At 65.2% G+C, this 24,284-nt stretch carries 18 protein-coding genes; 11 read left to right on the top strand and 7 right to left on the bottom strand.

All coding sequences use genetic code 11. The features are described 5' to 3' along the window. Nucleotides 1-32 precede the first annotated feature (32 nt). The 3 genes from IPV08_RS09140 (at nt 33) to IPV08_RS09130 (ending at nt 3,161) form a co-directional block, all read left to right on the top strand. Nucleotides 33-1,049: a mitochondrial fission ELM1 family protein gene (locus IPV08_RS09140; RefSeq protein ID WP_207411613.1), complete on the top strand. Its 1,017-nt coding sequence runs from the start codon at nt 33-35 to the stop codon at nt 1,047-1,049. A 14-nt stretch (nt 1,050-1,063) separates the two neighbouring features. Further along, complete coding sequence (gene trxB, locus IPV08_RS09135) at nt 1,064-2,038, top strand: thioredoxin-disulfide reductase (protein ID WP_056431134.1); 975 nt, start codon at nt 1,064-1,066, stop codon at nt 2,036-2,038. 232 nt (nt 2,039-2,270) lie between these two features. Next, nucleotides 2,271-3,161 carry a LysR family transcriptional regulator gene (locus tag IPV08_RS09130; protein WP_056431588.1) on the top strand — a complete coding sequence of 297 codons (891 nt, stop codon included), beginning with the start codon at nt 2,271-2,273 and terminating at the stop codon, nt 3,159-3,161. Nucleotides 3,162-3,386: 225 nt separating this feature from the next. Here the strand turns inward: IPV08_RS09130 and msrP are convergent, their stop codons facing one another. From msrP to IPV08_RS09110, 4 genes are all read right to left on the bottom strand, one after another. Continuing rightward, nucleotides 3,387-4,343 (bottom strand): protein-methionine-sulfoxide reductase catalytic subunit MsrP, encoded by a 957-nt coding sequence (gene msrP / locus IPV08_RS09125; protein ID WP_056431138.1) that lies wholly within the window; start codon nt 4,341-4,343, stop codon nt 3,387-3,389. Nucleotides 4,344-4,482: 139 nt separating this feature from the next. Beyond that, nucleotides 4,483-6,186 (bottom strand): AMP-binding protein, encoded by a 1,704-nt coding sequence (locus IPV08_RS09120; RefSeq protein ID WP_207411612.1) that lies wholly within the window; start codon nt 6,184-6,186, stop codon nt 4,483-4,485. Between the two features lie 104 nt (nt 6,187-6,290). Then, the gene (locus tag IPV08_RS09115; RefSeq protein WP_207411611.1) at nt 6,291-7,067 is read right to left on the bottom strand and encodes a hypothetical protein; all 777 of its coding nucleotides are present in this window, start codon (nt 7,065-7,067) and stop codon (nt 6,291-6,293) included. Continuing rightward, nucleotides 7,067-8,563: a leucyl aminopeptidase gene (locus tag IPV08_RS09110; RefSeq protein WP_207411610.1), complete on the bottom strand. Its 1,497-nt coding sequence runs from the start codon at nt 8,561-8,563 to the stop codon at nt 7,067-7,069. The genes IPV08_RS09115 and IPV08_RS09110 overlap by 1 nt, the downstream gene beginning before the upstream one ends. Before the next feature lie 239 nt (nt 8,564-8,802). Here IPV08_RS09110 and lptF point away from each other — a divergent pair, with 239 nt between their 5' ends. The 5 genes from lptF to rsmA are packed head-to-tail and all read left to right on the top strand — an operon-like array spanning nt 8,803 to nt 15,668. Next, complete coding sequence (gene lptF, locus IPV08_RS09105; protein ID WP_207411609.1) at nt 8,803-9,972, top strand: LPS export ABC transporter permease LptF; 1,170 nt, start codon at nt 8,803-8,805, stop codon at nt 9,970-9,972. A 10-nt stretch (nt 9,973-9,982) separates the two neighbouring features. Further along, on the top strand, nt 9,983-11,071 hold the full coding sequence (gene lptG, locus IPV08_RS09100; protein WP_207411608.1) for an LPS export ABC transporter permease LptG: 1,089 nt from the start codon (nt 9,983-9,985) through the stop codon (nt 11,069-11,071). A gap of 56 nt (nt 11,072-11,127) precedes the next feature. Further along, the gene (locus IPV08_RS09095; RefSeq protein ID WP_207411607.1) at nt 11,128-13,767 is read left to right on the top strand and encodes an LPS-assembly protein LptD; all 2,640 of its coding nucleotides are present in this window, start codon (nt 11,128-11,130) and stop codon (nt 13,765-13,767) included. 48 nt (nt 13,768-13,815) lie between these two features. Continuing rightward, the gene (gene pdxA / locus IPV08_RS09090) at nt 13,816-14,835 is read left to right on the top strand and encodes a 4-hydroxythreonine-4-phosphate dehydrogenase PdxA (RefSeq protein ID WP_207411606.1); all 1,020 of its coding nucleotides are present in this window, start codon (nt 13,816-13,818) and stop codon (nt 14,833-14,835) included. Continuing rightward, nucleotides 14,832-15,668, top strand: coding sequence for a 16S rRNA (adenine(1518)-N(6)/adenine(1519)-N(6))-dimethyltransferase RsmA (gene rsmA, locus IPV08_RS09085; RefSeq protein ID WP_056431163.1), 837 nt, complete (start codon nt 14,832-14,834; stop codon nt 15,666-15,668). The genes pdxA and rsmA overlap by 4 nt, the downstream gene beginning before the upstream one ends. 20 nt (nt 15,669-15,688) lie before the next feature. On the opposite strand, the gene IPV08_RS09080 is transcribed toward rsmA, so the two are convergent. Both IPV08_RS09080 and IPV08_RS09075 read right to left on the bottom strand, forming a co-directional pair. After that, the gene (locus IPV08_RS09080; protein ID WP_056431165.1) at nt 15,689-16,141 is read right to left on the bottom strand and encodes a response regulator; all 453 of its coding nucleotides are present in this window, start codon (nt 16,139-16,141) and stop codon (nt 15,689-15,691) included. 55 nt (nt 16,142-16,196) lie between these two features. Then, the gene (locus IPV08_RS09075) at nt 16,197-16,664 is read right to left on the bottom strand and encodes a BLUF domain-containing protein (protein WP_056431168.1); all 468 of its coding nucleotides are present in this window, start codon (nt 16,662-16,664) and stop codon (nt 16,197-16,199) included. 243 nt (nt 16,665-16,907) lie between these two features. Here IPV08_RS09075 and IPV08_RS09070 point away from each other — a divergent pair, with 243 nt between their 5' ends. From IPV08_RS09070 to IPV08_RS09060, 3 genes are all read left to right on the top strand, one after another. Then, on the top strand, nt 16,908-18,257 hold the full coding sequence (locus IPV08_RS09070; protein ID WP_207411605.1) for a flagellar hook-basal body complex protein: 1,350 nt from the start codon (nt 16,908-16,910) through the stop codon (nt 18,255-18,257). 37 nt (nt 18,258-18,294) lie between these two features. Then, nucleotides 18,295-20,199, top strand: coding sequence for a flagellar hook-associated protein FlgK (flgK, locus tag IPV08_RS09065; protein WP_207411604.1), 1,905 nt, complete (start codon nt 18,295-18,297; stop codon nt 20,197-20,199). Between the two features lie 110 nt (nt 20,200-20,309). Further along, nucleotides 20,310-22,100: a hypothetical protein gene (locus IPV08_RS09060; RefSeq protein ID WP_207411603.1), complete on the top strand. Its 1,791-nt coding sequence runs from the start codon at nt 20,310-20,312 to the stop codon at nt 22,098-22,100. 1 nt (nt 22,101) lies between these two features. Here the strand turns inward: IPV08_RS09060 and IPV08_RS09055 are convergent, their stop codons facing one another. Then, entirely contained in the window at nt 22,102-24,174 is a 2,073-nt protein-coding gene (locus IPV08_RS09055; protein WP_207411602.1) for a M3 family metallopeptidase, read from the bottom strand. Between the last annotated feature and the right edge of the window lie 110 nt (nt 24,175-24,284).

Genomic DNA, 24,284 nt, shown 5'->3' with positions numbered 1-24,284 from the left:
CAGCCATGTCGATCTTGGGAGCGGCCGGTGTGATGCGACCTGCTGGTGAACCTGTGTCCGCAAAACTCGCTCATCTCGGCGCCTGGATCGTTACGGACGGCAAGGCCGGCGATGAGAACCAGTGCATCGGTCTGGCAGAGACGCTCGGTCTGGACTACGAGATCCGCCGCGTCTCGCCGCGCCCCCCCTTCGGCTGGCTCGCCCCGTGGGGACCGATCGACCCGCGCGACCGCCCGGGCCAGCGCGGCGGTGCCTTGGCCGGTCCCTTTCCCGAGATCGTGATCGCCTCGGGCCGCCGCGCCGTTCCCTATCTTCGGGCGATCCGAAAAGCGTCGAAGGGCCAGACCTTTACGGCCTTCCTGAAGGATCCGCGGACAGGCCACGACACTGCGAATTTCATCTGGGTACCGGATTACGACGATCTTCGCGGGCCGAACGTGCTCACCACGCTGACGGCGCCGCACCAGGTGACGGCGGCACGTCTGGCGGCTGCGCGCCGCTCACCCGACCCCCGTCTGACCCATCTTTCGAAGCCTCGCGTAGCGGTATTGATCGGGGGTGACAGCCGCCATCTGAGCTACCGTACGACCGACATGAAGCGGCTTCTCGCCCATCTGACGAAGCTGGCCGATGGCGGTGCGTCGCTCATGCTCACGGTGTCCCGCCGCACGCCGTCGCCCCTGCGTTCGGCCTTGCAGCGCCTCGTTGAAGAGAAACAGGGATTCTTCTGGGACGGTACGGGGGCGAACCCCTACGTGTCGCTGCTGGCGCTCGCCGACGCCATCGTGGTCACGTCGGATTCGGCCAATATGGTGGGGGAAGCGGTGAGCACCGGCGCGCCGGTGCTTCTCTTCGATCTCCCGAAAACCTACATCCGGCACAGGCGGCTGTTTGCCGGCCTGGCCATGGCGGGCGCGCTGAAGCCCTTCACCGGCCGTCTGGAAGAGTTGCATTACACCCCCCTCGACGCGACGCCGACCATCGCAGAAGCTATGGCCCGCGCCTATATCGAGCACCGCGCCGGGTTCGCACCTGCGTCGCGGCCGTAGGAGACGTCCGAACCATGGCCCCCCACCATTCCAAGCTCATCATCATCGGCTCAGGCCCGGCCGGCTACACCGCCGCCATCTATGCGGCCCGCGCCATGGTCGAGCCGCTCCTGATCTCCGGCTTCCAGCCGGGCGGCCAGCTGATGATCACGACCGATGTCGAGAATTATCCGGGCTTCGCCGATCCCATTCAGGGACCGTGGCTGATGGAGCAGATGAAGCTCCAGGCCGAGCATGTCGGCACGAAGATCGTGTCCGAGTACATCACCAAGGTCGATCTTCAGGCGCGGCCGTTCCATCTGGAAGCCGATTCCGGCGAAACCTACACCTGCGACGCACTCATCATCGCCACCGGGGCGCAGGCGAAATGGCTCGGCCTGCCGTCCGAGGCGAAGTTCCAAGGCTTCGGCGTGTCGGCCTGCGCCACCTGCGACGGATTCTTCTTTCGCGGCAAGGAGGTCGTGGTGGTCGGCGGCGGCAACACGGCCGTCGAGGAGGCGCTCTATCTCGCCAACCTCGCCTCGAAGGTCACGGTCGTCCATCGCCGGGGCGAGTTCCGTGCGGAGCGCATCCTGCAGGAGCGCCTGTTCAAGCATCCCAACGTCGAAGTGGTCTGGCACCACGCGATCGAGGAGATCTGCGGCAGCCAGTCACCGCCCTCGGTCACGCATCTGCGCCTGAAGGACGTGAGGTCGGGCGCGATCACCGAGCGGAAGGCCGACGGCGTCTTCGTCGCCATCGGGCATCAGCCGGCGACCGGGATCTTCGAGGGACAGCTCGCCATGCGCCATGGCGGCTACATCGAGACGAAGGCGGGCACGACCGAGACGGCGATCCCAGGTGTCTATGCCGCCGGCGACGTGACGGACGATGTCTACCGGCAGGCGATCACCGCGGCCGGCATGGGCTGCATGGCGGCGCTGGAGGCGGAAAAGTACCTCGCGGCCCTCGAACTGGGTGAAACCCCACAGCAGGCTGCCGCCGAATAGGGAAATTTTCGTTCGGCGCCTTGCGTCGGGCGTCAACCTAATCGCAAGATCGTTGTCCTAAAACCAGCACGAGCCGAGTTCCATCGGCTCGGCGTCCCGTGTTGTTTGGCCGAACCGTAGGAAACGGCGGCCGGGCACACCGAGACACGGCAAAGACCGATCCCAGACCGAACCGGGTCCGGCATCGGGAGTCCGGTCGTCGGAACGGGGCTGCGTGAGGGGGTTGGACGCCGTGGACTGGGACAAGATCCGGATCTTCCTCAACGTTGCCGAGGCTGGCAGCTTCACCCGCGCGGGCGACGATATCGGCCTGAGCCAGTCGGCGGTCAGCCGCCAGATCAGCGCCCTCGAACGCGAGTTGAAGGCTCCCCTCTTTCACCGTCACGCACGTGGCCTCATCCTGACCGAACAGGGCGACCTGCTGTTCCGGGCCGCGCGGGACATGAAGCTGCGACTGGAGAACACCCGGGCGCGTCTCGTGGAGACGAGCGAGCGCCCGAGCGGCGACCTCAAGGTGACGACCACGACGGGTCTCGGTACCTCCTGGCTCGCCCAGCGTGTCGCGGAATTCCTGGACCTCTATCCCGATGTCCGCGTCGAGCTCATCCTCACCAACGAGGAACTCGATTTGGCCATGCGCGAGGCCGACGTCGCGGTTCGGATGCGGCGCCCAGCCCAACCGGACCTGATCCAGCGCAGGCTGTTCACGGTGCATTACCATGCCTTCGCCTCGGCCGATTACGTGAAGCGGTTCGGCGAGCCGAAATCCATCGCGGATCTCGACAATCACCGCCTCGTCTCCTTCGGCGGCAACGAACCCTCCTACCTGCTGGCGACCCATTGGCTGTCCACCGTCGGCCGTGAAGGCCAGGAGCGGAGAACGATCCACTTCACCGTCAACAATATCGCCGCCCTGCAGAAGGCGATGGAAACCGGCGCCGGCATCGGTATCCTCCCGGATTACGCGGTCGAGGGGCAGACCGGCCTCATGCAGGTGCTGCGCGACGTCGAGATGCCGCATATGGAGAGCTACCTCGTCTATGCCGAGGAAATGCGCTCCGTGGCGCGCGTGCAGGCCTTCAGGGACTTCCTCGTGGCGAAGGCCCAGCGCTGGACCTACTGACCGGAAGAAGTCTCTCAAGGCCTGTTTGCGTTGTTAATCCAGGGCTTTACCTCATCCTGAGGTGTCGCGTAGCAGCCTCGAAGGAGGCTACCAGGGATAGCACGACAGCTGGAGCTCTCCTTCGAGGCCCTTTGCTCAAGCAAAGGGCTCCTCAGGATGAGGTGATCTGCTGGGATGATCGGCTTCGGCATAAGCTTCCACCGAAAAAGCCGATCAAACCGGGCCTCAGACGAACAGGCGCTCGTTTTCGAGACCCTTGTAGAGCCCGGCCACCTGCTCGCCGTAGCCGTTGTAGATCAGCGTCGGAACACGCTGGTCGGTGCCGAGTACGCGCTCCGATGCCTGGCTCCAGCGCGGATGCGACACTGCCGGGTTCACATTGGCCCAGAAACCGTATTCCGAGGCCTGGAGGCCTTCCCAGAACGTCTTCGGCCGCTCGGCGACGAAGGACAGCTTCACGATCGATTTCACCGATTTGAAGCCATACTTCCACGGCACCGCGAGGCGGATCGGCGCGCCGAACTGGTTGGCGAGCGGCTTGCCGTAGATGCCCGTGGCGATGAAGGCGAGGTCGTTGTTGGCCTCCTCCATCGTCAGACCCTCGACATAGGGCCAGGGATAGAGGAACGAGCGCTGGCCCGGCGCCATGGCCTTGTCCATGAACGTCTCCATGCGAACGTATTTCGCACCGGATGCCGGCTTTGCCAGGGCGACGAGCTTGGAGAGCGGGAAACCCGTCCAGGGCACCGACATCGACCAGGCCTCGACACAGCGATGGCGGTACAGCCGCTCCTCGAGGGTCATCTTGCGGACCAGATCGTCGATCCCGATCTCGAACGGCTTTTCGACCAATCCGTCGATCTTGATGGTCCAGGGGCGGGTCTTTAACGCGTTAGCAGCCGGCAGCACGGTCTTCGACGTACCGAACTCGTAGAAGTTGTTGTAATCGGCCGAGAACTTCTCGGCCGTCAGCGGACGGTCGAGCGTATAGGCATCGTTACGCGCCGCCGGATAGAGACCGCTCGTCGGATCGGCGGCAGCGAATGCGTGCTCGACGCCGACGAGAGACGTCGCAGCGAGGCCCGCGGCCCCGCCCAGCAAGGCGCGGCGGTTGAGGAAGACGCTCTCGGGCGTCGCGAGGCGCTCAGGCATTTCCCAGCCGCGACTGCGCTTGATGTACATGTGCCGTCCTCGAAAATGGTGGGATCGCCGCTTGCGGCGGCTGTATCCCGCGAAGATCGTCCCCGCCGCGCATCAGTGCAAGCGAGGCCTATCGTCACCATTCGATGAGAGGCCGCCACCGGTTACGTCGACGCGCCGCTCAGGGGCGCGCCGCGTCGTCGCGCAGGGCCCGGCGAAGCACCTTGCCGACATTGGTCTTCGGTAGCGCGTCGTGGAAGACGATGCGCCTCGGCACCTTGTAGCCGGTCAGCTGCGAACGCGCGTAGCTCCGCAGCGCCTCGACATCGACGCTCTTATCCTTGAGCACCACATGCGCCACCACCATCTCGCCGGTCTCTTCGGATCGGGTGCCGACTACCGCGCATTCGAGCACGCCGGGATGGCCGACGAGGATTTCCTCCACCTCGTTCGGGTAGACGTTGAAGCCCGAGACCAGGATCATGTCCTTCATCCGGTCGACGATGCGTACCTGCCCGTCTGCCTGAAGCACCGCCACGTCCCCGGTGCGGAAATAGCCATCGCTGGTCGTCGCCAGCGCCGTCTCGTCCGGCCGCTTCCAATAACCCGCCATGACCTGTGGACCGCGCACGCAAAGTTCGCCCGGCTCGCCGGGAAGGACGTCCCTCCCCTCGGCATCACGGATCGCCACATCGGTCGAGGGAACCGGAAAGCCGATCGTACCGGTCCAATCCGCCCGCGGGTCGTTCACGCAGACCACGGGGGAGGTTTCCGACAATCCGTAGCCCTCGACGATGGACTTGCCCGTGATCGCCTTCCATTTGGCCGCCACGGGAGCCTGCACGGCCATGCCACCGGCGATGACGAAGTGGATTGCGGAGAAATCCACCTCGGTGATCTTCGGGTGGTTGTTGAGCATGTTGAAGAGCGTGTTCACCCCGGAAATATGCGTGAAGCGATTGCCTTTCAGGGTCTTCACGAACCCGTCCACGTCGCGGGGATTGGGGATGAGCAGGCAGCATCCGCCGATGCTCATGAACAGGAAGAAGCAGCCGGTCAGGGCGAAGATGTGATAGAGCGGCAGGGCCGTGACCATCACCCGGTCGACCCCATCGGTCTCCGACACGCAGAACCAGACCCGGCACTGAGCCACGTTGGCGACGACGTTGGCATGGGTCAGCATCGCCGCCTTGGCCGCGCCCGTCGTACCCCCGGTATATTGCAGGAAGGCGAGATCCTGCGGTCCGACCGGGACGGACACTTTCGGCAGGCTTCGCCCGCGGCGCACGACCGCGTCGAAGCGCAACGTCTTCCCCGTGGGCAGTCGATAGGGAGGCACCGCCTTCTTGATATGGCGCGCGGCGAGATCGATGATCCGGCCCTTGAGGCCAAGCCCGTCACCCGGCCCGGCGACGACGATCCGATCGAGGTCGAGGTCGGCGCCCGCGCCGGCGACCGTATGGGCGAAATTCTCGAGGACGAAGAGTGCCTTCGCGCCTGAATCGTTGATCTGCACCGCCAGTTCACGGGGCGTGTAGAGCGGGTTCACATTGACCACGACGCAGCCGGCCAGAAGGATTCCATAGATCGTCGCCGGATAGGCCGGCACGTTCGGCATCATGATGGCGATCCGGTCGCCCTTGCGGAACCCCTCGGCGACCAGCCAGGCCGCAATGGCATCGGCGGAGGCACCGAGTTCGGCATAGGTGACGGATGTGCCGAAACATCGGATGGCCGGACGAGCGGCGCATTGCGTCGTGCTGAGCCGCAGGATGTCGACGAGGGTGCGCGGGCTGGTGACGTCGATCTCGGCGGGTATGCCGGGCGGATACATGGAAAGCCATGGGCGCACGGAAACCGGCCCGGGGGCCGTGCCTTGGACCATCTCGATCCTCCCTCTGATGTGCGCGGCGGCTTGTTATCCGCGCAGCGGCTTGGTGCCGCCTTCGTTCATATGTAAACTATCTTTTCGACGTCCCTGTCATCGGATCAAACCGCAATCGACGGGGCGCCGGGTTTCTTCCGCCGCGATCTGTCACGAAGTGCCAGCCAGACGAGTATGGCATGAGGCAGAAACGCGGCGAGAACGAGGGACGCTCCCAAACCCGCCTCGCCGGTCGATAGAGCGCGCCTGGGCCAGGGGCCAAAGCCCGCCATATGAGCCTGCCCGATCACGGCGAAGGCGAACCATAACGCGAGAAAGCCCGCGGCGCTGTGGAGAAGGCCGGTGGCGAGGCGTCGACCCCAGGATGCCGCCGAGGTTCGGCCGCCGATCAGGAGTGCGCCCACCGCCAGGGCCGAGCCGAACACGAAGGCCGACGAAGCGGAACCAAGGGCGAAGGCAACGCTCATCGGCTGATAGGTGAGGAAGGTCATGCCACCGGTGGCAAAGCCTGCGCGAAGCACGAAACCGCCGAAGGTCGGATAGAGGCTGAGGGCGAGAAGTAGCGTGGCCCCCAACAGGACACCGACGATGCGCCGGGGAAGGGACGCGGTGCTCGCCGCCGCCATCGCGACGAGCCTCGCCAAGCCATAGACGATGGCGAAGGTGAAGAGCGGGTATTGCTGCAGGAAGAAGCCGTAGAACCGCGCCGCCAGCTCGGGCGGAAGCGGCGAGGCTTGGCTCAGCCCGGTCACGGCCGTAGCGCACAGCGCGAGTAACGCGGCCATCAGCGGGAATGCCGCAGGCACGAGCGGTGAGATCGCGCCTACGGGAGAAGTGGCGGCGGCCGGGACGAGCGCCGCCGACGCGCCGCCGGATGGCATCACGCTTCGTAATTGTCGCGGACGAGCCTATCGAGGAGGCGCACGCCCCAGCCCGCACCCCAGCTCCGGTTGATCTCACTGGGGCTCGACGACATCGCCACGCCGGCGATGTCGAGATGGGCCCAGGGAACGTCGTTGACGTAGCGCTTGATGAACGAGGCGGCGGTGGCCGCGCCGCCATGGCGGCCGCCGGTGTTCTTCATGTCGGCGAACTTCGAATCGATGGCCTTGTCGTAGGCCGGGATCAGCGGCATCCGCCACACCGCCTCGCCGGTCGCCTCGCTTGCGGCGGCGATCTTGGCAGCGAGTGCGTCGTCGTTCGAGAACATGCCGGCGATGTCCTGGCCGAGGGCGACGATGATCGCGCCGGTGAGCGTCGCCAGATCGATCATGAATTTCGGCTTGTAGGCGCTCTGCACGTGCCAGATCACGTCGGCGAGGACGAGACGTCCCTCGGCATCGGTATTGATGATCTCGATGGTCTGGCCGGACATCGAGGTGACGATGTCGGCGGGGCGCATCGCGCCGCCATCCGGCATGTTCTCGACGACGCCGATCGCCCCGATGGCGTTGACCTTCGCCTTGCGCGAGGCGAGTGCGAACATCGTGCCGACAACGCAGGCGGCGCCGCCCATATCGCCCTTCATATCTTCCATGCCACCGGCGGACTTGATGGAGATGCCGCCGGAATCGAAGCACACGCCCTTGCCGATGAAGGCAATGGGGGCCTCGGACGCGTCGGCGCCGCCGTTCCACCGCATCACGACCACGCGCGCTTCGCGGGTGGAGCCCTGCGCGACGGCAAGGAGCGCGCCCATGCCGAGGGCTTCGAGCTTGCCGGGGCCGAGAACCTCGACCTCGACGCCGAGCTTGGTCAGCTCCTCCGCACGCCGGGCGAATTCCTCCGGGTAGAGCACGTTCGGCGGCTCGTTGATGAGTTCGCGGGCGAGCAGGACGCCGCCGGCCACAGCCTCGGACTGCTTGGCCGCCGCCTCGGCTCCCGAAGGATCGCCGACCATGAGCGTGAGCGCGGTGACGCGGCCTTCTTCGCCCTCGGGCTTCTTCTTCGTCTTGTAGCGGTCGAAACTGTAGACGCGCAGGCGCGCTCCGAGAGCGAAATCGGCGGCATTGGCCGGGCTCACCGACGCGCCGGGCCAATCGAGGGCGACATGGGCCTGGCGGCCGCTGAGCTTGCTCGCGGCATAACCGCCGAGCGCCGGCCAATCGATCTTGGCGCGGTCCTTCTCCGAACCGACGCCGATGACCAGCAACCGGTCGGCATCGAGCCCGGCGGGCGCGGGCAGCGCCAGGGAGGTGAGCGACTTGCCCTTGAACCGCTCGCTCGCGGCGGCGCGCGCCACCAGATCGGACGCGCCGCGGCCGACGGCCTGTGCGACAGCGGGGGAGAGAGCCAGATCATCGCCGACGAAGAGAACGATGTCGCCGTGGCCGACCGGGCCGAGCGGCCCGAATGCGATCGTGATACCGTCCGCCATAAGTCACGCTTTCCGAAGGTCAGGATTGGTGCGTGCGACGGAACACGCGCCGCCGCGACACTCCCTGTGTACCCATTGATGCGGAGAACGCAACGCGATCCGCCCGCCGCGAAACCGCCCGAATTGAAGTGCCCCAGAGTGATCGACATCGGTGGACGGGCACGATGCCGGGGGGCATGAGGAAGGCCCGTGGGACGCGTCCCACGGACGCCATGCGCTAGGGCCCGCCGCGAGATCCGATGACGCAAATCGAGCGCTACATATTCAGGATCGCGGCCGGGGCCTTCCTCGCCTGCCTGATCGGCCTCACGAGCACGATATGGGTGACGCAGGCCTTGCGTGAGCTCGACCTCATCACGGCCAAGGGCCAGACCCTCGTCATCTTCTTCCTGATCACCGGGCTTTCGGTACCGACGCTGATCACCGTCATCGCTCCCGTGGCGCTGTTCATCGCCGTCGTCTACGCCCTGAACCGGCTGAACGGCGATTCCGAACTCATCGTCATGTCGGCCGCCGGTATGCAGCCGCGCCGGATCCTGCGTCCCTTCCTCACCCTGGGGCTCATCGTGAGCGCGGGCGTCGCCTTTCTGACGATCCAGGTGATGCCGTCCTCGTTCCAGGAACTGCGCGACGTGTTGACCCGCGTGCGCGGCGACTTCATCGCCAATGTGGTGAAGGAGGGCCAGTTCACCGAGCTCGACAGTGGCATCACCTTCCATTTCCGCGAGCGCAGTCCCGGCGGTACGCTCCAGGGCATCTTCATCCAGGACAAGCGCGAGGCCGGGAAGACGGTGGTCTATCTCGCCGAGCAGGGACAGGCGGTGGATTACGAGGGGCAGAGCTATCTCGCCCTCGAGAAGGGCAGCATTCACCGGCAGCAGAAAGATTCGCGAGACTCCTCGATCATCACCTTCGAGCGCTACACGGTGGATCTCGCGGCCTTCACGCCGCCGGACGGCGAGACCGTCTACAAGCCGCGCGAACGGTCGACCGCGCAACTCCTCTTCCCCGACACCAGCGAATCCTACTACCAGACGCAGAAGGGCCGTTTCCGCGCGGAAGTGCATGACCGGCTCTCGGCCTGGCTCTATCCTCTCGCCCTGACCCTCATCGCCTTCGCGGCTTTGGGCGATCCGCGCACGACGCGCCAGGGTCGCGGTCTAGCGATGGCGGGTGCGGTCATTGCCGTCATCGTGCTGCGCATCGCGGGCTTCGCCGCCAGCAGCGCGGCCGTGCGAAGCCAGGGCGCCGTCTTCGCCATCTACGCCGCCCCGATTCTGGCGCTGGCGATCTCCTGCCTCGTCGTGTTCAACGGGGCCGCCGTGCGGGACTGGAACGCACGCGTCTCCATGACCCTGACGAATTTCGGCCGCGCCATCCTGCGCCGGCCGCGCCTCGGCGACAGGTGAGGCCGCCGCGATGATGATCGGCTTCACCCTCGGCCGCTACTTCGCCCTGCGCTTCCTGCGCACGGTGCTCGGCGTGTTCATCACCGTCTTCGCCCTGGTCTACACCCTGGATTTCGTCGAATTGCTGCGGCGCGCCGGCGACACCGAGGGCGCGTCCACAAGTTTGATGGCCCAGCTCTCGCTCTACCGGACCCCGGCCGTCGCCGAGGGCGTCCTGCCTTTCGCGATCCTGTTCGGCTCCATGGCGGCCCTGCTGCAGCTGTCGCGCAAGCTCGAACTCGTGGTCGCGCGCGCCGCCGGAATCTCCGCCTGGCAGTTCCTCCAGCCCGGCATCCTGGTGGCGCTGGCCATCGGGGCTTTCACGGTGGGGGTCTACAATCCCCTCTCGGCGGCGATGAAGCAGCGCTCGACCGAGATCGAGGCCAGGATCTTCGCGAAATCCACGAAGGCCAATTCCGGCAAGGATTTATGGATCCGCCAGAACAGTCTCGACGGACAGGCGATCCTCCGTGCCGGGACGGCGATCGAGGGTAGCACCACCCTGGCGGGGGTATCGGTCTACACGTTCGACGAGAACGGGGTGTTCCTGTCGCAGATCGAAGCCGCGCGTGCGACGCTGCACGACGGTTACTGGTCCCTTCAGGACGCGCGGCTCCTCACCAAGGGCCAGCCGCCCGAGGGCTACGACACCTATATCCTCGCCTCCAATCTCGATCCCGGTCAGGTGAAGCAGCGCTTCACGCCTCCGGAATCTGTGCCTTTCTGGCAACTGAACGAGACCATCACACGGACGGAGCGGGCCGGGTTGGATGCGACGCGCTACCGACTCCAGTATGATGTCCTCATGGCGAGGCCCATTCTCTTCGTTGCCATGGTGCTCGTGGCAGCCAGCGTTTCCTTAAGGTTCTTCCGCTTTGGTGGAGTGGGCAAGCTTGTGCTTGGCGGCGTGGCGGCGGGGTTCTTCCTCTACGTCGCGCGGCAGGTCATGGAAGGCCTCGGCGCATCAGGCATCGTGTCGCCCCCGGTGGCGGCATGGTTCCCGGCCGTGGTAGGGAGTCTTCTCGGTACGCTCACGCTTCTCTATCAGGAGGACGGCTGATGCCGTTGTCGGTGACGGGATGCGAAACGAGGCCGAGGCAGAGGTTGGGACACGGGTTGCGTAAAGTCTCCGACATCGCGAAGCTCGCCGGCTTGCTGGCGTTCGTCTCCGGCGCCGCGCTCACGCTCGGCACCGATGGAGCGAGCGCGCAGGCTTCCGGCCAGAGTGACAGGGGCCAGGCCCGCAAGGCTACTCCGCCCAAGGCTGCCGTGCAGCCCGCGCCTGCCCCCACGGGCAAGCCGGCCGAGCGGCTTCTCGTCGAAGCCGCCGAGCTGATCTACGACAACGACAACAACACCGTGACGGCGCGCGGCAATGCCGAGCTTCATTACGGCCCGCGTACCCTTCAGGCCGACCGTGTCCGCTACGACCGGGCCAGCAGTCGCGTCTTCGCCGAAGGCAATGTCCGTCTCACCGACGAGACCGGCGCGGTCGTGACCGGCGATACGATGGAACTGACGGACGATTTCCGGAACGGGTTCGTCGATGCCTTGCGCATCCAGCAGACCGTCGAAATGCGGGGCCAGCCGGTGCGGACGCGCTTCTCCGCGCCGCGCGGCGAGCGCGTGGACGGCGAGCAGACGACCTTCGAATCCGGCACCTACACGGCCTGCGAGCCATGCAAGAACAACCCGGAGACGCCGCCGCTCTGGCAGGTGCGCGCCGCCAAGATCATACACAACAACGAAACCCACATCATCGGGTTCGAGGAATCGACCCTCGAGATCGCGGGCATCCCCGTCGGCTATCTGCCGTATTTCGAGGCGCCGGATCCGACGGTAAAACGCAAGACCGGCTTCCTCACGCCGCGTTTCATCAACTCCACCGCGCTCGGCACCGGCGTCTCGACGCCGTTCTTCATCAACGTCGCGCCGAATTTCGATATCACCCTGTCGCCCTCCTTCCTGAGCGAGCAGGGGATTCTCGGCCAGGGCGAACTGCGTCACCGGCTCGAGACCGGTTCCTATACCATTCGCGCCACCGGCATCTTCCAGACGACGCCCAGCGCCTTCCTTCCGGGCCCTCTCGGCGCGGGGGACCGCGACTTCCGTGGTTCGATCGAGTCCAAGGGTAATTTCTACATCAACGACCGCTGGCGCACCGGCTGGGACGTCGTCAGCGTCACCGACAAATGGTTCCTCGACAATTACCGCGTTCGCAATTCGAGCATCACCACGGATTACTTCCGTGAAGCAGTGTCGACGGCCTACCTGATCGGTCAGGGTGACCGCTCGTGGTTCGAGGCGCGCGCATATTATTTCAAGGGCCTGTCGAGCTACGATTGGCAGAAGGAGCAGCCGATCGTCGCTCCGGTGATAGACTACGACAAGCGGATCAACGGTCCCGGCTTCCTCGGCGGCGAAGTGCGCTTCGAGGCAAACATCACGCATCTCGACCGCGAGGCCACGGATTTCCAGGCGATCCCGCGCACGGGCTCCTACTACTTCAACCCCACGGTCAACGGGACGACCTATTCGCTCTACGAGACCTGCACTACCTTCACGCGCAGCACCTGCATCATCCGCGGCCTGGCGGGCAGCAACACGCGCGCATCGGCGCAGTTGTCATGGCGCCGGACCTTCATCGACGATGCCGGCCAGGTGTTCACGCCCTTCGCCTATCTGCGCACCGACGCCTTCTTCGTCGACCCGCGTAATTCCGGCTATCAGAACGCCCTGGCGCAGACGATCAGCACCACGGATTCGGATTTCTCAGGGAGGGTCATGCCGGCGGTGGGACTCGATTACCGCTATCCCTTCGTGAGCAATTTCGGCCCCCTCGGCGTTCATACGCTCGAACCCATCGCGCAGGTCGTGATCCGTCCGAGCGAGACCCATATCGGCCGTCTGCCCAACGAGGACGCGCAGAGCCTCGTCTTCGACGACACGTCGCTGTTCGAATGGGACAAGTTCTCCGGCTACGACCGCGTCGAGGGGGGCGTCCGTACCAATCTCGGCGCACAATACTCGGTTGTGACGCCGTCGGGCTGGTACGCGAACGTGATGTTCGGCGAATCCATCCAGGTCGCCGGGGTCAACTCGTTCCGTCGCGGCGACCTCGCCAATGTCGGCCTCGATTCCGGCCTCGAGCGTCGGGAATCCGATTATGTCGGACGGTTCCAGCTGTCGCCGAACCAGAACATCAGCTTCGTCAGCCGCGCTCGCTTCGAACAGCGGGACTTCTCCGTCAACCGCATGGAGACGGGCGTCATCGCGCGCCTCGCACCTTTCGCGCCCATCGACCTGTCGATGTTCTACTCCTACTACGCTGCCCAGCCCCTGCTCGGTTTCAACAACCGCAGAGAGGGCCTGACCGCGTCGGCGACCTACCACATCACCCCGAACTGGTTCGTCACCGGCTCGGCCCTCGTCGATCTCACGCACTATCTCGACGTGCGCGATAATTTCGCCAACGCCTACACGTCCTATCTCGCCAATCCCGTCGGCGCGGCGCCCGTCTATACCAATCCCGGCCGCGCGAACCTCGCCGGCTTGAGCATCGGCGGCGGTTATCAGGACGAGTGCACCACCTTCTCGCTCAACTACATCGTCTCTCCCACGGCTGCGGCTCTCGGCGTCACGGAGCGCAACCGCACCGTGCTGCTGCGCGTCGAGTTGAAGACCCTCGGCGAAGTCGACCTGCGCCAGAACGTCAACATCGCGAGCACGGCCGACGGCATCGCGGCGACCCGGTGAGATTGGGCGAGAGCCCGGTCTCGCCTTCATTCGGCGACGAAACAGGCCATGACGGTGCATAGACCCATTGCGCTCACGATGGGCGATCCGGCCGGTATCGGGCCGGAGATCGCTCTCATGGCCTGGCTGGCCCGGGACGAAGGGGCCGGGCTTCCGCCGTTCTTCCTCATCGGCGATCCCGATTTCATCGAGGGGCGGGCGAGCAGCCTCGGCTTTCAGGTTCCGGTGGCGGAGGTCGGACCCGATCTCGCAGTCGAGGTCTTTCCCCGCGCACTCCCGGTGATGCCCCTGCCGAGCGGCACCCGGGTCGGCGCCGTGGCCGGACGGCCGAGTGCGGCGGATGCCGGCGCGACCCTCGAATCGATCATGACGGCGGTCGGTCTGGTCCGGTCTGGCGAGGCGATCGCCCTCGTGACCAATCCGATCGCGAAATACGTCCTGACCAGCGTCGGCTTCGCTTATCCCGGCCATACGGAGTTCCTCGCGGCCCTCGCGGTGGAGCCCGGCAAAGCCGCGCCCCTTCCGGTGATGATGCTGTGGAGCGAAACGCTCGCCGTGGTCCCGGTGACGATTCACGTCGCCCTGCGCCGAGTGCCGGACCTGTTGACCCGGGACCTCGTGATCCAGACCGCGCGGATCGTGGCGCGCGACCTCACCGAGCGGTTCGGAATCGCTCATCCGCGCCTTGTCCTGTCGGGGCTGAACCCGCATGCGGGCGAGGCCGGCACGATGGGAACGGAGGACCGCGACGTGCTCGAACCCGCCGTGGCGCAACTCCAGAACGAGGGGATCGATATCAGGGGTCCACTTCCGGCGGACACGCTGTTTCATCCCCGCGCCCGGGCGACCTACGACGTCGCGCTGACACCGACCCACGACCAGGCGCTGATCCCGATCAAGACCATCGCTTTCGACGACGGCGTGAACGTCACCCTCGGCCTGCCCTTCATTCGGACCTCCCCCGACCACGGCACGGCCTTCGACATCGCCGGCAAGGGCATCGCGCGGCCGGACAGTCTCATCGGCGCCCTGCGCCTTGCCGCCAGACTTGCAGGTCAGCACTCTTGAGCGACGACGGTCTCCCGCCCCTGCGCGATGTCGTGCTGAAACACGATCTCGCGCCGAAGAAGGCGCTCGGACAGAACTTCCTGTTCGACCTCAACCTCACCGGGCGCATCGCACGCGCGGCCGGCCCGCTCGAGGGCGTCACGGTGGTGGAGGTGGGGCCCGGCCCCGGCGGCCTGACGCGCGCCCTCCTCTCGGCGGGCGCCGCCCGCGTGGTGGCGATCGAGCGCGATCCGCGCGCCCTCCCCGCCCTCGCCGAGATCGCCGCGCATTACCCCGGGCGCCTCGATGTCGTCGATGCCGACGCGCTTCGGTTCGACCCGCGCCCCCTCGTCGGCGACGGGCCGGTGCGGATCGTCGCCAACCTTCCCTACAATGTCGGGACACCGCTGCTGACCGGGTGGCTCACCGAAGCGTCATGGCCGCCCTGGTGGGAATCCCTGACGTTGATGTTCCAGCGCGAGGTGGCTGAACGGATCGTCGCGGACGAATCCGACCGTGCGAATTACGGACGCCTGGGCGTTCTCTGCGGCTGGCGCACCGAGGCGCATATCCTGTTCGACGTGGCGCCCTCGGCCTTCGTGCCACCACCGAAGGTGACATCGAGCGTGGTCCATTTGAGGCCGAGGCACACGCCCCTCCCCTGTTCGGTGACGGCGCTCGAACGAGTGACGCGCGCGGCGTTCGGTCAGCGCCGCAAGATGCTACGCCAGAGCCTGAAGGCCGCCACCCCCGACCCGGCGCGCCTGCTCGACGCGGCGGGAATAGTGGAGACGGCCAGAGCGGAAGAAGTACCGGTGGCGGGCTTCGTCGCGATGGCGCGAGCGCTGGACTGATCGCGCCGACGCTCGGCCGCTCAGAACTTTCCGAGCATCGGGAAATCGACGTTCAAGGCGGATTCGGCCGCAAGCGGCGCCTCGCGGCGGCGCGGCTTGCGGTTGATGACCTGTTTCAGCTTCGATTTCAGCACCGACATATCGAACGGCTTCAGGATGAAGGCGTCTGCGCCGGCCTGGTGAGCGAGGTTGATGTCCTCGAAATCGAAGGAGGCTTCGGTGAGGATGAAAGGCGTGTTCATCAGAGCATCGTCGCCGCGGATTTCACGCAGCAATGTCAGCCCGTCCATCGGCTCCATGGCCAGATCCGAGATGACCAGGGCGTATTTGCGCTCGCGCAGCCGCTCCAACGCGTCGGGGCCGCTGGTCACGCCATCGACGTCGGGGAAACCGATCCGCGTCATCAGAAGGATGACGAGCTTCAACAGTTTCTCCTGATCGTCGACAATCAGGATCGGTGGCGTCTCGCTCATGGGCTTTCGAAGCTCAGGGTCGGATATCCGACGTCAGGAAGGCTGAGATGGAGTATCAGACGAAAAGATGGTCGATACCCTGTTTGGCCATGGATTCGGCCTGGAGCGCAACCGCGAGAGAATGGATGACCCCGGCTTTCGGCGTGCCGCGCTGAAACATCGGCAGCAAGCCGGCCTTCTGGAAGACCGCGTCGTTCGCGGGGTTGCGGATGACGGTCACGAACGAGTTGACGAATTCCCGCTTCACGATCTCGCGCCACTCGACGATCTGGACGTCGCGATGCCGGGTGTCGTTGCTGATCCGGCCGAACGTGTCGTTCACGGAGGTGCGCTCGCCCTCGATGATCTGGGCGGCGAAATTCTGCTCCACCAGCAGGAAACTGGTGATCACCGAAAATTCGTTCTTCTTCTGAGCCTGACGGGTGATCTCGCCGAGCTGACGCGTCCGGCCTGCCGCGTCCGCCGCGAGATTCAGGCGCGAGAAGTAAATGAGGTGGACAAGGGTCGTCCGCTTGCTCTTCATGATCCCCGCCCGTTGCGCTCACGGCTGGATGATAATCGGCACAGGCATAACGCTGGGTAAACGACGCGCCAAGCTTTTACGGAACCGGCAAAAGCTGCCGGGTGCCTCGGGGAAAAGGCCATTCTTGCCGGCCGGCCATAAATATTATCTCGTTATTTCAATGGCTTAGATTTGGCATCCCGCTTGCGGATGATGGCATGAACCAGTTTCGGTCCACGTCATTTTCAACAAAGGTCGCCGGTCATGGATGTGTTTTCCGCGTTGCAGACGGCGGTTTCGGGCATGAAGGCCCAAGGCTTCTCCCTCGAGAACATCTCCGGCAACATCGCGAACTCGCAGACCACGGGCTTCAAGCGCGTCGATACCAGCTTCGTCGACCTCGTCGCCGAGCAGGCGCCCAGCCGACAGGTATCCGGCAGCGTCAGGGCCAATTCCGTCCTGACCAACTCGATCCAGGGCAACATCATCGCGACCGAGATACCGACCAACATGGCCCTGAACGGGCCGGGTTTCTTCGCCGTGCAGACGAAGGCCAGCGACGTCAATGGTCAGACTTCGTTCTCGCCGGAAAATCTCTATACGCGCCGAGGCGATTTTAAGACAGACTCAGAAGGCTATCTGCGTAATGGCGGAGGAGCTTATCTGACAGGAACCAATATCGACCCCATCACAGGCAACGCCGGGAGCGAAGGCCCTATCCAGATTTCGCAACGGCCAATCCCTGGCAAAGCAACGGGCATGATCAGCTATGCCGCGGATCTTCCAAAAAATCCCGCCAACACTTTGGTTGGAACGACATTTTCTGGCACAGCTAGCCCGATTATCCTGACGGGCAACGGAAATGGAACTGTTGCTGCGGGTACCGATGCAGATAAACTCATAAATGGCAGCATTACAGGCCCAATGCTGCAGATATACTCAGCCAGCGGAGCACCTGTACAACTAAATACAGTATGGGCGAAAGTTCAAGACGCAGCCGCCCCCCAGAACGCGGTCTGGAATCTATTCTATGCAAACGACACTACGGTTGCCCCAGGGAAGTCGTCATGGACGAATGCAGGAACGGCCTTCGAATTCGATGCGGGCGGAACGCTTGTGAACCCAGATACAGGTTCCATTACGCTCGCAGCGCCGACGATTGATGGCGTTAACCTCGAACCTATTGCTATCAATTACGGCGAAGGGCTGTCATCCTTCGGCGCGAAAAACATAGCAATGTCTGAGCTCAAACAGGATGGATTTACATCGGGTACATTTAAGGATAGTTACATCACCGAAGGCGGAGATGTTGTCGCAAGCTATAGCAACGGAAATACTGTCTCTGTTGCAAAGATCAAGGTGGTGCAGTTCACAAACCCCGATGGACTGAAGGCGGATTCGTCAGGCAATTATCGTCAGACCCTTGACTCCGGAGTCCCAGTCACGGGCCTCAACGGCACCACGATCGAAGGTCAAAACATCGAGCAGTCGAATACGGACATTGCGAGTGAATTCTCGAAGATGATCGTAACCCAACAGGCCTATTCTGCGAACACGAAGGTCATCTCGACCGCGCAGGATATGATGTCCGCGTTGATCAACATCATCCGCTGAGGTCCGATTTTTCCGGTGACGTAGAGGGAGGGCAAGCGTGTCGTTATCAGCCCTGAACACGGCCGCGGCCGGCCTGAAGACCACTCAGGCCGCCATCGGCATCGTCTCGCAGAACATCGCGAATGTCGGCACCACCGGCTATGTCAAGCGCTCGCTCGACACCGTCGCGCAGGGGCCCGGCAATTCGGGCGTCGCCATCGGCACGATCAACCGGGTCTTCGACGAGAATTCGTTGAAGCAGCTGCGGCTCGAGACGTCCGGCGCGGCCTATACGGGCATGATGGCGGACGTCCGGACCCAGCTCGACAAGCTCTACGGCACGCCCGGCACGACGAGCGCCCTCGACGGGGTGATGAACAGCTTCACCCTGTCGCTCCAGACCCTCGGCGCTGCCCCGGACTCCGCGCCTGCCCGCTCCGCCGTGGTCGCGGCGGCATCGAACCTCGCGACGAAGATCGGAAGCATCGCGGAGGGGGTCCAATCCCTGCGCACCGCGACCGAGAGCCAGCTGTCCAACGATACGTCGGCGGCGAGCAGCCTGCTCTCGTCGATCGCCCAACTCAACGTGAAGATCGCGGCTACCAGCGACGATGGGTCCAAGGTCGCCCTGCTCGATCAGCGCGACCAGGCCCTCAATTCCCTCTCCGGCTATCTCGACGTGCAGGCCTCGGTGCAGCGCGACGGGACCGTCACGGTCATGACCAATTCCGGCATGACCCTGGTGGACCGGGCCAGCGCGGCGACTTTGAGCTTCGACGGCCGCGGCACGCTCGGCCCCGAGGACAGCTATTCCGCGGACCCCGCTCAGCGCGGCGTCGGAACCATCACGGCGACCACGCCGGGCGGCGGAACGATCGATCTGGTGGCCTCGAACGCGATCCGTTCGGGCTCGCTGGCTGCTGGAATCGAACTGCGCGATACGGTTCTGCCCCAGGCCCAGCGCCAGCTCGACGATCTCGCGGCGGGCCTGTCGCGGTCGCTGTCCGATAGCTCGGCGGTGGGCACGCCCGCGTCCACAGGGGGAGGCGCGGGTTTCGACATCGACCTGACCGGCCTGAGCGCCGGCAACGCCATCACGATCAGCTTCAAGGATAGCAACGGCGCCCAGCGCAACCTGATCCTGGTTCCGTCCAGCTCGAATCCGCCCGCAGCCGTCGACCGGACCGATGTCGCCGACCCGCTGGCGACCATCGTGCCGTTCACGGTGGGGAGCGACCCGACCAAGCTCAGCGCCTCGATCGCCGACGCCCTCAGCTCGGAAGCCGTCACCGTCGCAGTCGGCTCATCATTCACCGTGACGTCCAGCGCCACTGTCGGCAAAGAAGGCGCGGTCAGAATCCTGATCCCTGCGAACGGGGCCGCGACGCTCCAGGGGATCACCGCCAGCGTCACCCAGTCGAAAACGGCCGACGAGGTGACGAACGGCAAGCCGCAGATCCCGCTCTTCGTCGATGGCGGCGGCAAGGGCCGCCTCTTCACCGGCTCGTTCGATGGCGGCTCGCAGCTGACGGGCTTTGCCCAACGCATCGCCGTGAACCCGGCGGTGGCGGCAAAGACAGAATCGCTGGTGAAGATGTCGTCATCCACTCCGGCCGACGACGTAACGCGACCGCAATACCTCTACGACGCGCTCACGACCGCCAGCCGGACCTTCTCGGCGGCGAGCGGGATCGGGGGCATCAGCGCCCCGTTCACGACCTCGGTTCAGGACTTCACCCAGAAGATCATCGACGCCCAGGGCGCCGCCACCGCGACCGCGCAGTTTCTCGACGAAGGGCAAAGCATCGCCCTTGCCACGGCCCAGGGCCGGTTCGCGAGCACATCCGGCGTCAAGATCGACGAGGAGATGTCGAAGCTCGTCGGATTGCAGACGGCCTATACCGCCAATGCGCGCGTTCTCACGGCCGCGCGCGACATGTTGGACACGCTCCTCCGGATCTAGAGCCTCGTTCCGGCATCCGGTTCTTCCGAAACGTGGTTTCCACGGTTCGGGTCAATTCTCCGGCGTCTTTCATCGGTCAAACCCGTGAAGACCCTTTCGCCGAGGTCACGATGACGATCAGCGCCTTCACGGCAGGCACCTATTTCCAGGACCGCAACACGGCGAATCTGGTCAGCCAGAAGGCGCGCCTCGAAACATTGACGGCCCAGCTCACCACGGGACGCAATGCGGAGACGTATGGCGGCATTGGCTCGGCGCGAACCACCAGCCTCTCTGCCCACGCCTCGCTGAGCGCGCTCGATGGCTACGATGCCGCGATCAACGCGAACACGACGCGGGTGACCGTCGTCAGTTCGGCGGTGACACAGCTCTCCAACCTCAGCGGCATCGTCCAGGGTTCGTTGAATAGCGGGTCGATCGCGTCCGGTTCGAACGCCGTGCAGGTAGCCAGGAACAGCCTGGACGCCGCCGTGGACGCCTTGAACCAGGACGTCGCCGGCAATTACATCTTCGGCGGTCGCGATTCGGACGCTCCGCCCGTCGCCTCGTCGGATGCGATCCTCAACGGCATACCCAGCCGTAACCTCGAAGGCCTCAAGACCGTCGTGAGCGAACAGATCGCCGCCGACCTCGGTCCGAATGGCAATGGCCGCATCGCCACGAAGGTGTCGGACTCCACCGTGACGATCAGCGAAGAGGATCTCGGCGCGGGAGGCACGGAAGCGCGCGCGAATTTCGGCTTCAGCCTCGTCTCTGCGGCCAGCTCGAACCCGGCGGCCATCACGGCGGGGCCGATGACGGCGCGCACGAATCCGGCCGTGTCCTTCTCCGTGGCCAATGCGCCGGCGGAAGGCGACCGCATTCGCGTGGCGATCAACCAGCCCGACGGAACCCAGACTTTCACCGACCTGATCGTTACCGCCAATCCTCCGGCGGACGCCACGAATACGATTCCGCTCGGCACTGCCACCGACACCGCCGCCGCCCTCACCAAGAGATTCGAGAACCAGGCCGTTGCCAGCATCCAGGGCAAGGCCTCCCTCGGGCTCGCCGCGAATTTCGGCACCGGCACGCCGGCCTCGGTGGAGCTGGCCGTAAAAGCCCCTCCGGCAGCGGGTGACACGCTGACCTTCAAGCTCGCGCTTCGCGACGGTACCACGCAGACGATCACGCTGACCGCGAAGGCGAATGCGGATGCGAAGTCCACCACCGAGTTCTCGTTGACCGGTGACGTCGCGGCCAACATCTCCACCGCCCTGTCGAACGCGCTGAAGGAGACGGCAGGGACGACCCTCTCGGCGAGTTCGGCGTCGCGCGCCACCCAGGATTTCTTCGCCGGGTCGAAGACCGAGGGGTTTGCACCGCGCCGCGTATCGGCGGACGGGAACGGCTACGCGGAAGGGGCCAGCACCACGACCGTCATCTGGTACACCGGCGACGATACCTCGACCGATCCACGGGCGACGGCGTCGGTGCAGATCGGTTCGGACCGGAAGATCGGAATCGGAGCCCAGGCCAACGAGGCGCCGATCCGCGCGGTCCTCGCCGGGATCGCGCAGGTCGCGGTGCAAAGCTTCACCACTACGCAGACCGGAACGCCGGAGGCGGCACGCTACCTCGCCGTCTCGGAACGTTCACGCTCGCTCCTCACCTCCACCGCCGGGCGCGAGGGAATACAGTCCATCGCCAGCGATCTCAGCCTGGCGGCCAAGACCATGACGGAGACGAAGGCCGACAACCGCGCCGCCAGGGCCGCCCTTCATGACAGTCTCGACGGCGTCGATACGGTCTCCCTCGAGGGAGTCACCGCGAAGCTCCTGGCACTCCAGAACCAGCTTCAGGCGAGCTACCAAGTGACCTCGATGCTCTCGAAACTGACTCTGACGAACTACCTCTCCTGAATCAGGCAGCCGCCAAGCCGCGCTTGCGCAGCAGCGGATCGATGCTCGGCAGGCGGCCGCGGAAGGCGATGTAGGCCTCACCGGGATCGCGCAGGTTTCCGGCGCCGTAGACGAACTTGCGCAGCCGCGCCGCCGTCTCGGGATCGAAGATATCGCCCGCCTCGCGGAACGCGTCGAAAGCGTCGGCATCGAGCACCTCGGACCAGAGGTAGCTGTAATATCCCGCCGCATAACCGTCGCCGGAGAAGATATGGGCGAAATGCGGCGAGCGGTGCCGCATGGAGATCTCCGCCGGCATGCCGATGCGCTGAAGCGCGTCGGCCTCGAAGGCCAGGACATCGAGCCCGTCCTCGCCGCCGCTCGACAGGTGCAGCGTCATGTCGACGATGGCCGAGGCGGTGTATTCGATGGTGGAGAAGCCCTGGTTGAAGGCCCGCGCCGCCAAGAGGCGCTTCAGCAACTCCTCCGGCATCGGCTCGCCGGTGCGGTGATGCCTGGCATGGGCGCGCAGGACCTGAGGCTGTTCGAGCCAGTGCTCATAGAGCTGCGAGGGCAGTTCCACGAAATCGCCGGCCACCGCCGTGCCCGAGAGGAGCGGATAGGTGACGTCCGAGAGAAGGCCGTGGAGCGCATGGCCGAACTCGTGGAACAGGGTGCGCGCGTCGTCGAAGGAGAGCAGCGGTGTCTCACCCTCCGGCGCCTTGGCGAAGTTCATCACGTTGACGATGATCGGCGTGATGGTGCCGTTGAGCCGCTCCTGTGAGCGGAAGGCGCTCATCCAGGCACCGCTGCGCTTCGAAGACCTGGCGAAATAATCGCCGAGGAAGATGCCGACCTCGGACCCGTCGGCATTGCGCACCACCCAGGCCCGCACATCGGGGTGGTAGCGGGGAAAGTCGGTGAGTTCCTCGAAGCGCAGGTCGAACAAGCGCGAAGCCGTGTCGAAGGAGGCCGCGATGACACCGTCGAGGGGCAGGTAGGGCTTGATCTCGCCCTCGTCGAGATCGTGCTCGGCCCGCCGCAGCTTCTCGGCATAGTGGCGCCAATCATGCGGCCCCAGGGCGATATTGGCCCCTTCGGACGTGGCCAGGGCCTGCAGGCGGTCGCGCTCGGTGCCGGCACGGGCATGGGCCGGCGTCCAGACGTTGCGCAGCAATTCCATCGCGGCGTCGGGCGAGCCCGCCATGGTGTCCGACAGTTTGAAATGGGCAAAGCTGTCGAAGCCGAGCAGGCGGGCCCGCTCCGCGCGGAGGGCGATGATCTCGGCGATGATGGCCCGGTTGTCCGTGGCGCCGCCGCTCTCGCCACGCCGGATCCAAGCCTGATAGGCCTTCTCGCGCAGGTCACGCCGGGTCGAGAACACCAGGAACGGCTCGATCAGCGAGCGCGACAGGGTGATGATGTGCGCATGCTCGTCGCCCCGATCCTTGGCGGCGCTGGCGGCAGCGGAGCGAAGGAACTCGGGGAGCCCGGCGAGATCCTCCTCACCGTCGAGGGGGAGGATGAACGCGCCCTCATCGGCCAGCAGGTTCTGGCTGAACGTGGTCCCGAGTTCGGCCATCCGCCCCGCGATCTCCGCCATCCGGGTCTTCGCCTCAGCGGCAAGATCGGCACCGGCGCGGCGAAAGCGCGTGCGGTAGCGGTCGAGCACGCGGCGCTCCTCGTCGCCGAGTGCCTCCGTATCCGGATCGACGGCGGAGAGCCGCGCCCAGAGCAGCGGGTTGAGATAGATCGCGCTGCCATGGCGCGCGAGGCGTGGGGTGATCGCCCGCTCCACCGCCTGGAGCTCGGGGCTGGTGTTGCTGCCGCTGAGGTTGAAGAAGACGGAGGCGACGCGGTCGAGATCGAGGCCGGCGCGCTCCAGGGCCTCGACGGTGTTGGCGAAACGTGCCGGCTCGGTGTTGCCGGCAATAGCGGCGATCTCGGCATCGTGGGCGTCGAGTGCGGCTTCGAAGGCGGGGAGGTAATGTTCCGGCCGGATCCGCTCGAAGGGCGGAATGCCGAACGGCGTGTCCCATACGGCCTCGGCGAACGGTCCGATGTCCCGGGTCTCGGTGGCGGTTGCGCTCGTCATGGTCGTCCTTCGGTGTCGTCCGGGCCTGTGCGGGGGGAACCTAGTCATCCCGGCAAGCGAGCGCAAAGTGTCCCGTCGGCATTTTCGCCACGGTGTCACTCTGGTTTTCA

The sequence above is a fragment of the Methylobacterium sp. SD274 genome, assembly GCF_017355285.1.
Classification (GTDB): Bacteria; Pseudomonadota; Alphaproteobacteria; order Rhizobiales; family Beijerinckiaceae; genus Methylobacterium.
This window is presented reverse-complemented; position numbering and strand designations above follow the sequence as displayed.

What these genes read in the sequence shown, in the direction of transcription:
- IPV08_RS09070 (WP_207411605.1), top strand. Translation starts at nt 16,908, where the DNA reads ATGGATGTGTTTTCCGCGTTGCAGACGGCGGTTTCGGGCATGAAGGCC.
- trxB (WP_056431134.1), top strand. Translation starts at nt 1,064, where the DNA reads ATGGCCCCCCACCATTCCAAGCTCATCATCATCGGCTCAGGCCCGGCC.
- IPV08_RS09055 (WP_207411602.1), bottom strand. Translation starts at nt 24,174, where the DNA reads ATGACGAGCGCAACCGCCACCGAGACCCGGGACATCGGACCGTTCGCC.
- IPV08_RS09080 (WP_056431165.1), bottom strand. Translation starts at nt 16,141, where the DNA reads ATGAGCGAGACGCCACCGATCCTGATTGTCGACGATCAGGAGAAACTG.
- lptG (WP_207411608.1), top strand. Translation starts at nt 9,983, where the DNA reads ATGATGATCGGCTTCACCCTCGGCCGCTACTTCGCCCTGCGCTTCCTG.
- IPV08_RS09140 (WP_207411613.1), top strand. Translation starts at nt 33, where the DNA reads ATGCGACCTGCTGGTGAACCTGTGTCCGCAAAACTCGCTCATCTCGGC.
- msrP (WP_056431138.1), bottom strand. Translation starts at nt 4,343, where the DNA reads ATGTACATCAAGCGCAGTCGCGGCTGGGAAATGCCTGAGCGCCTCGCG.
- lptF (WP_207411609.1), top strand. Translation starts at nt 8,803, where the DNA reads ATGACGCAAATCGAGCGCTACATATTCAGGATCGCGGCCGGGGCCTTC.
- IPV08_RS09075 (WP_056431168.1), bottom strand. Translation starts at nt 16,664, where the DNA reads ATGAAGAGCAAGCGGACGACCCTTGTCCACCTCATTTACTTCTCGCGC.
- IPV08_RS09120 (WP_207411612.1), bottom strand. Translation starts at nt 6,186, where the DNA reads ATGGTCCAAGGCACGGCCCCCGGGCCGGTTTCCGTGCGCCCATGGCTT.
- IPV08_RS09110 (WP_207411610.1), bottom strand. Translation starts at nt 8,563, where the DNA reads ATGGCGGACGGTATCACGATCGCATTCGGGCCGCTCGGCCCGGTCGGC.
- IPV08_RS09115 (WP_207411611.1), bottom strand. Translation starts at nt 7,067, where the DNA reads ATGCCATCCGGCGGCGCGTCGGCGGCGCTCGTCCCGGCCGCCGCCACT.
- IPV08_RS09060 (WP_207411603.1), top strand. Translation starts at nt 20,310, where the DNA reads ATGACGATCAGCGCCTTCACGGCAGGCACCTATTTCCAGGACCGCAAC.
- pdxA (WP_207411606.1), top strand. Translation starts at nt 13,816, where the DNA reads ATGACGGTGCATAGACCCATTGCGCTCACGATGGGCGATCCGGCCGGT.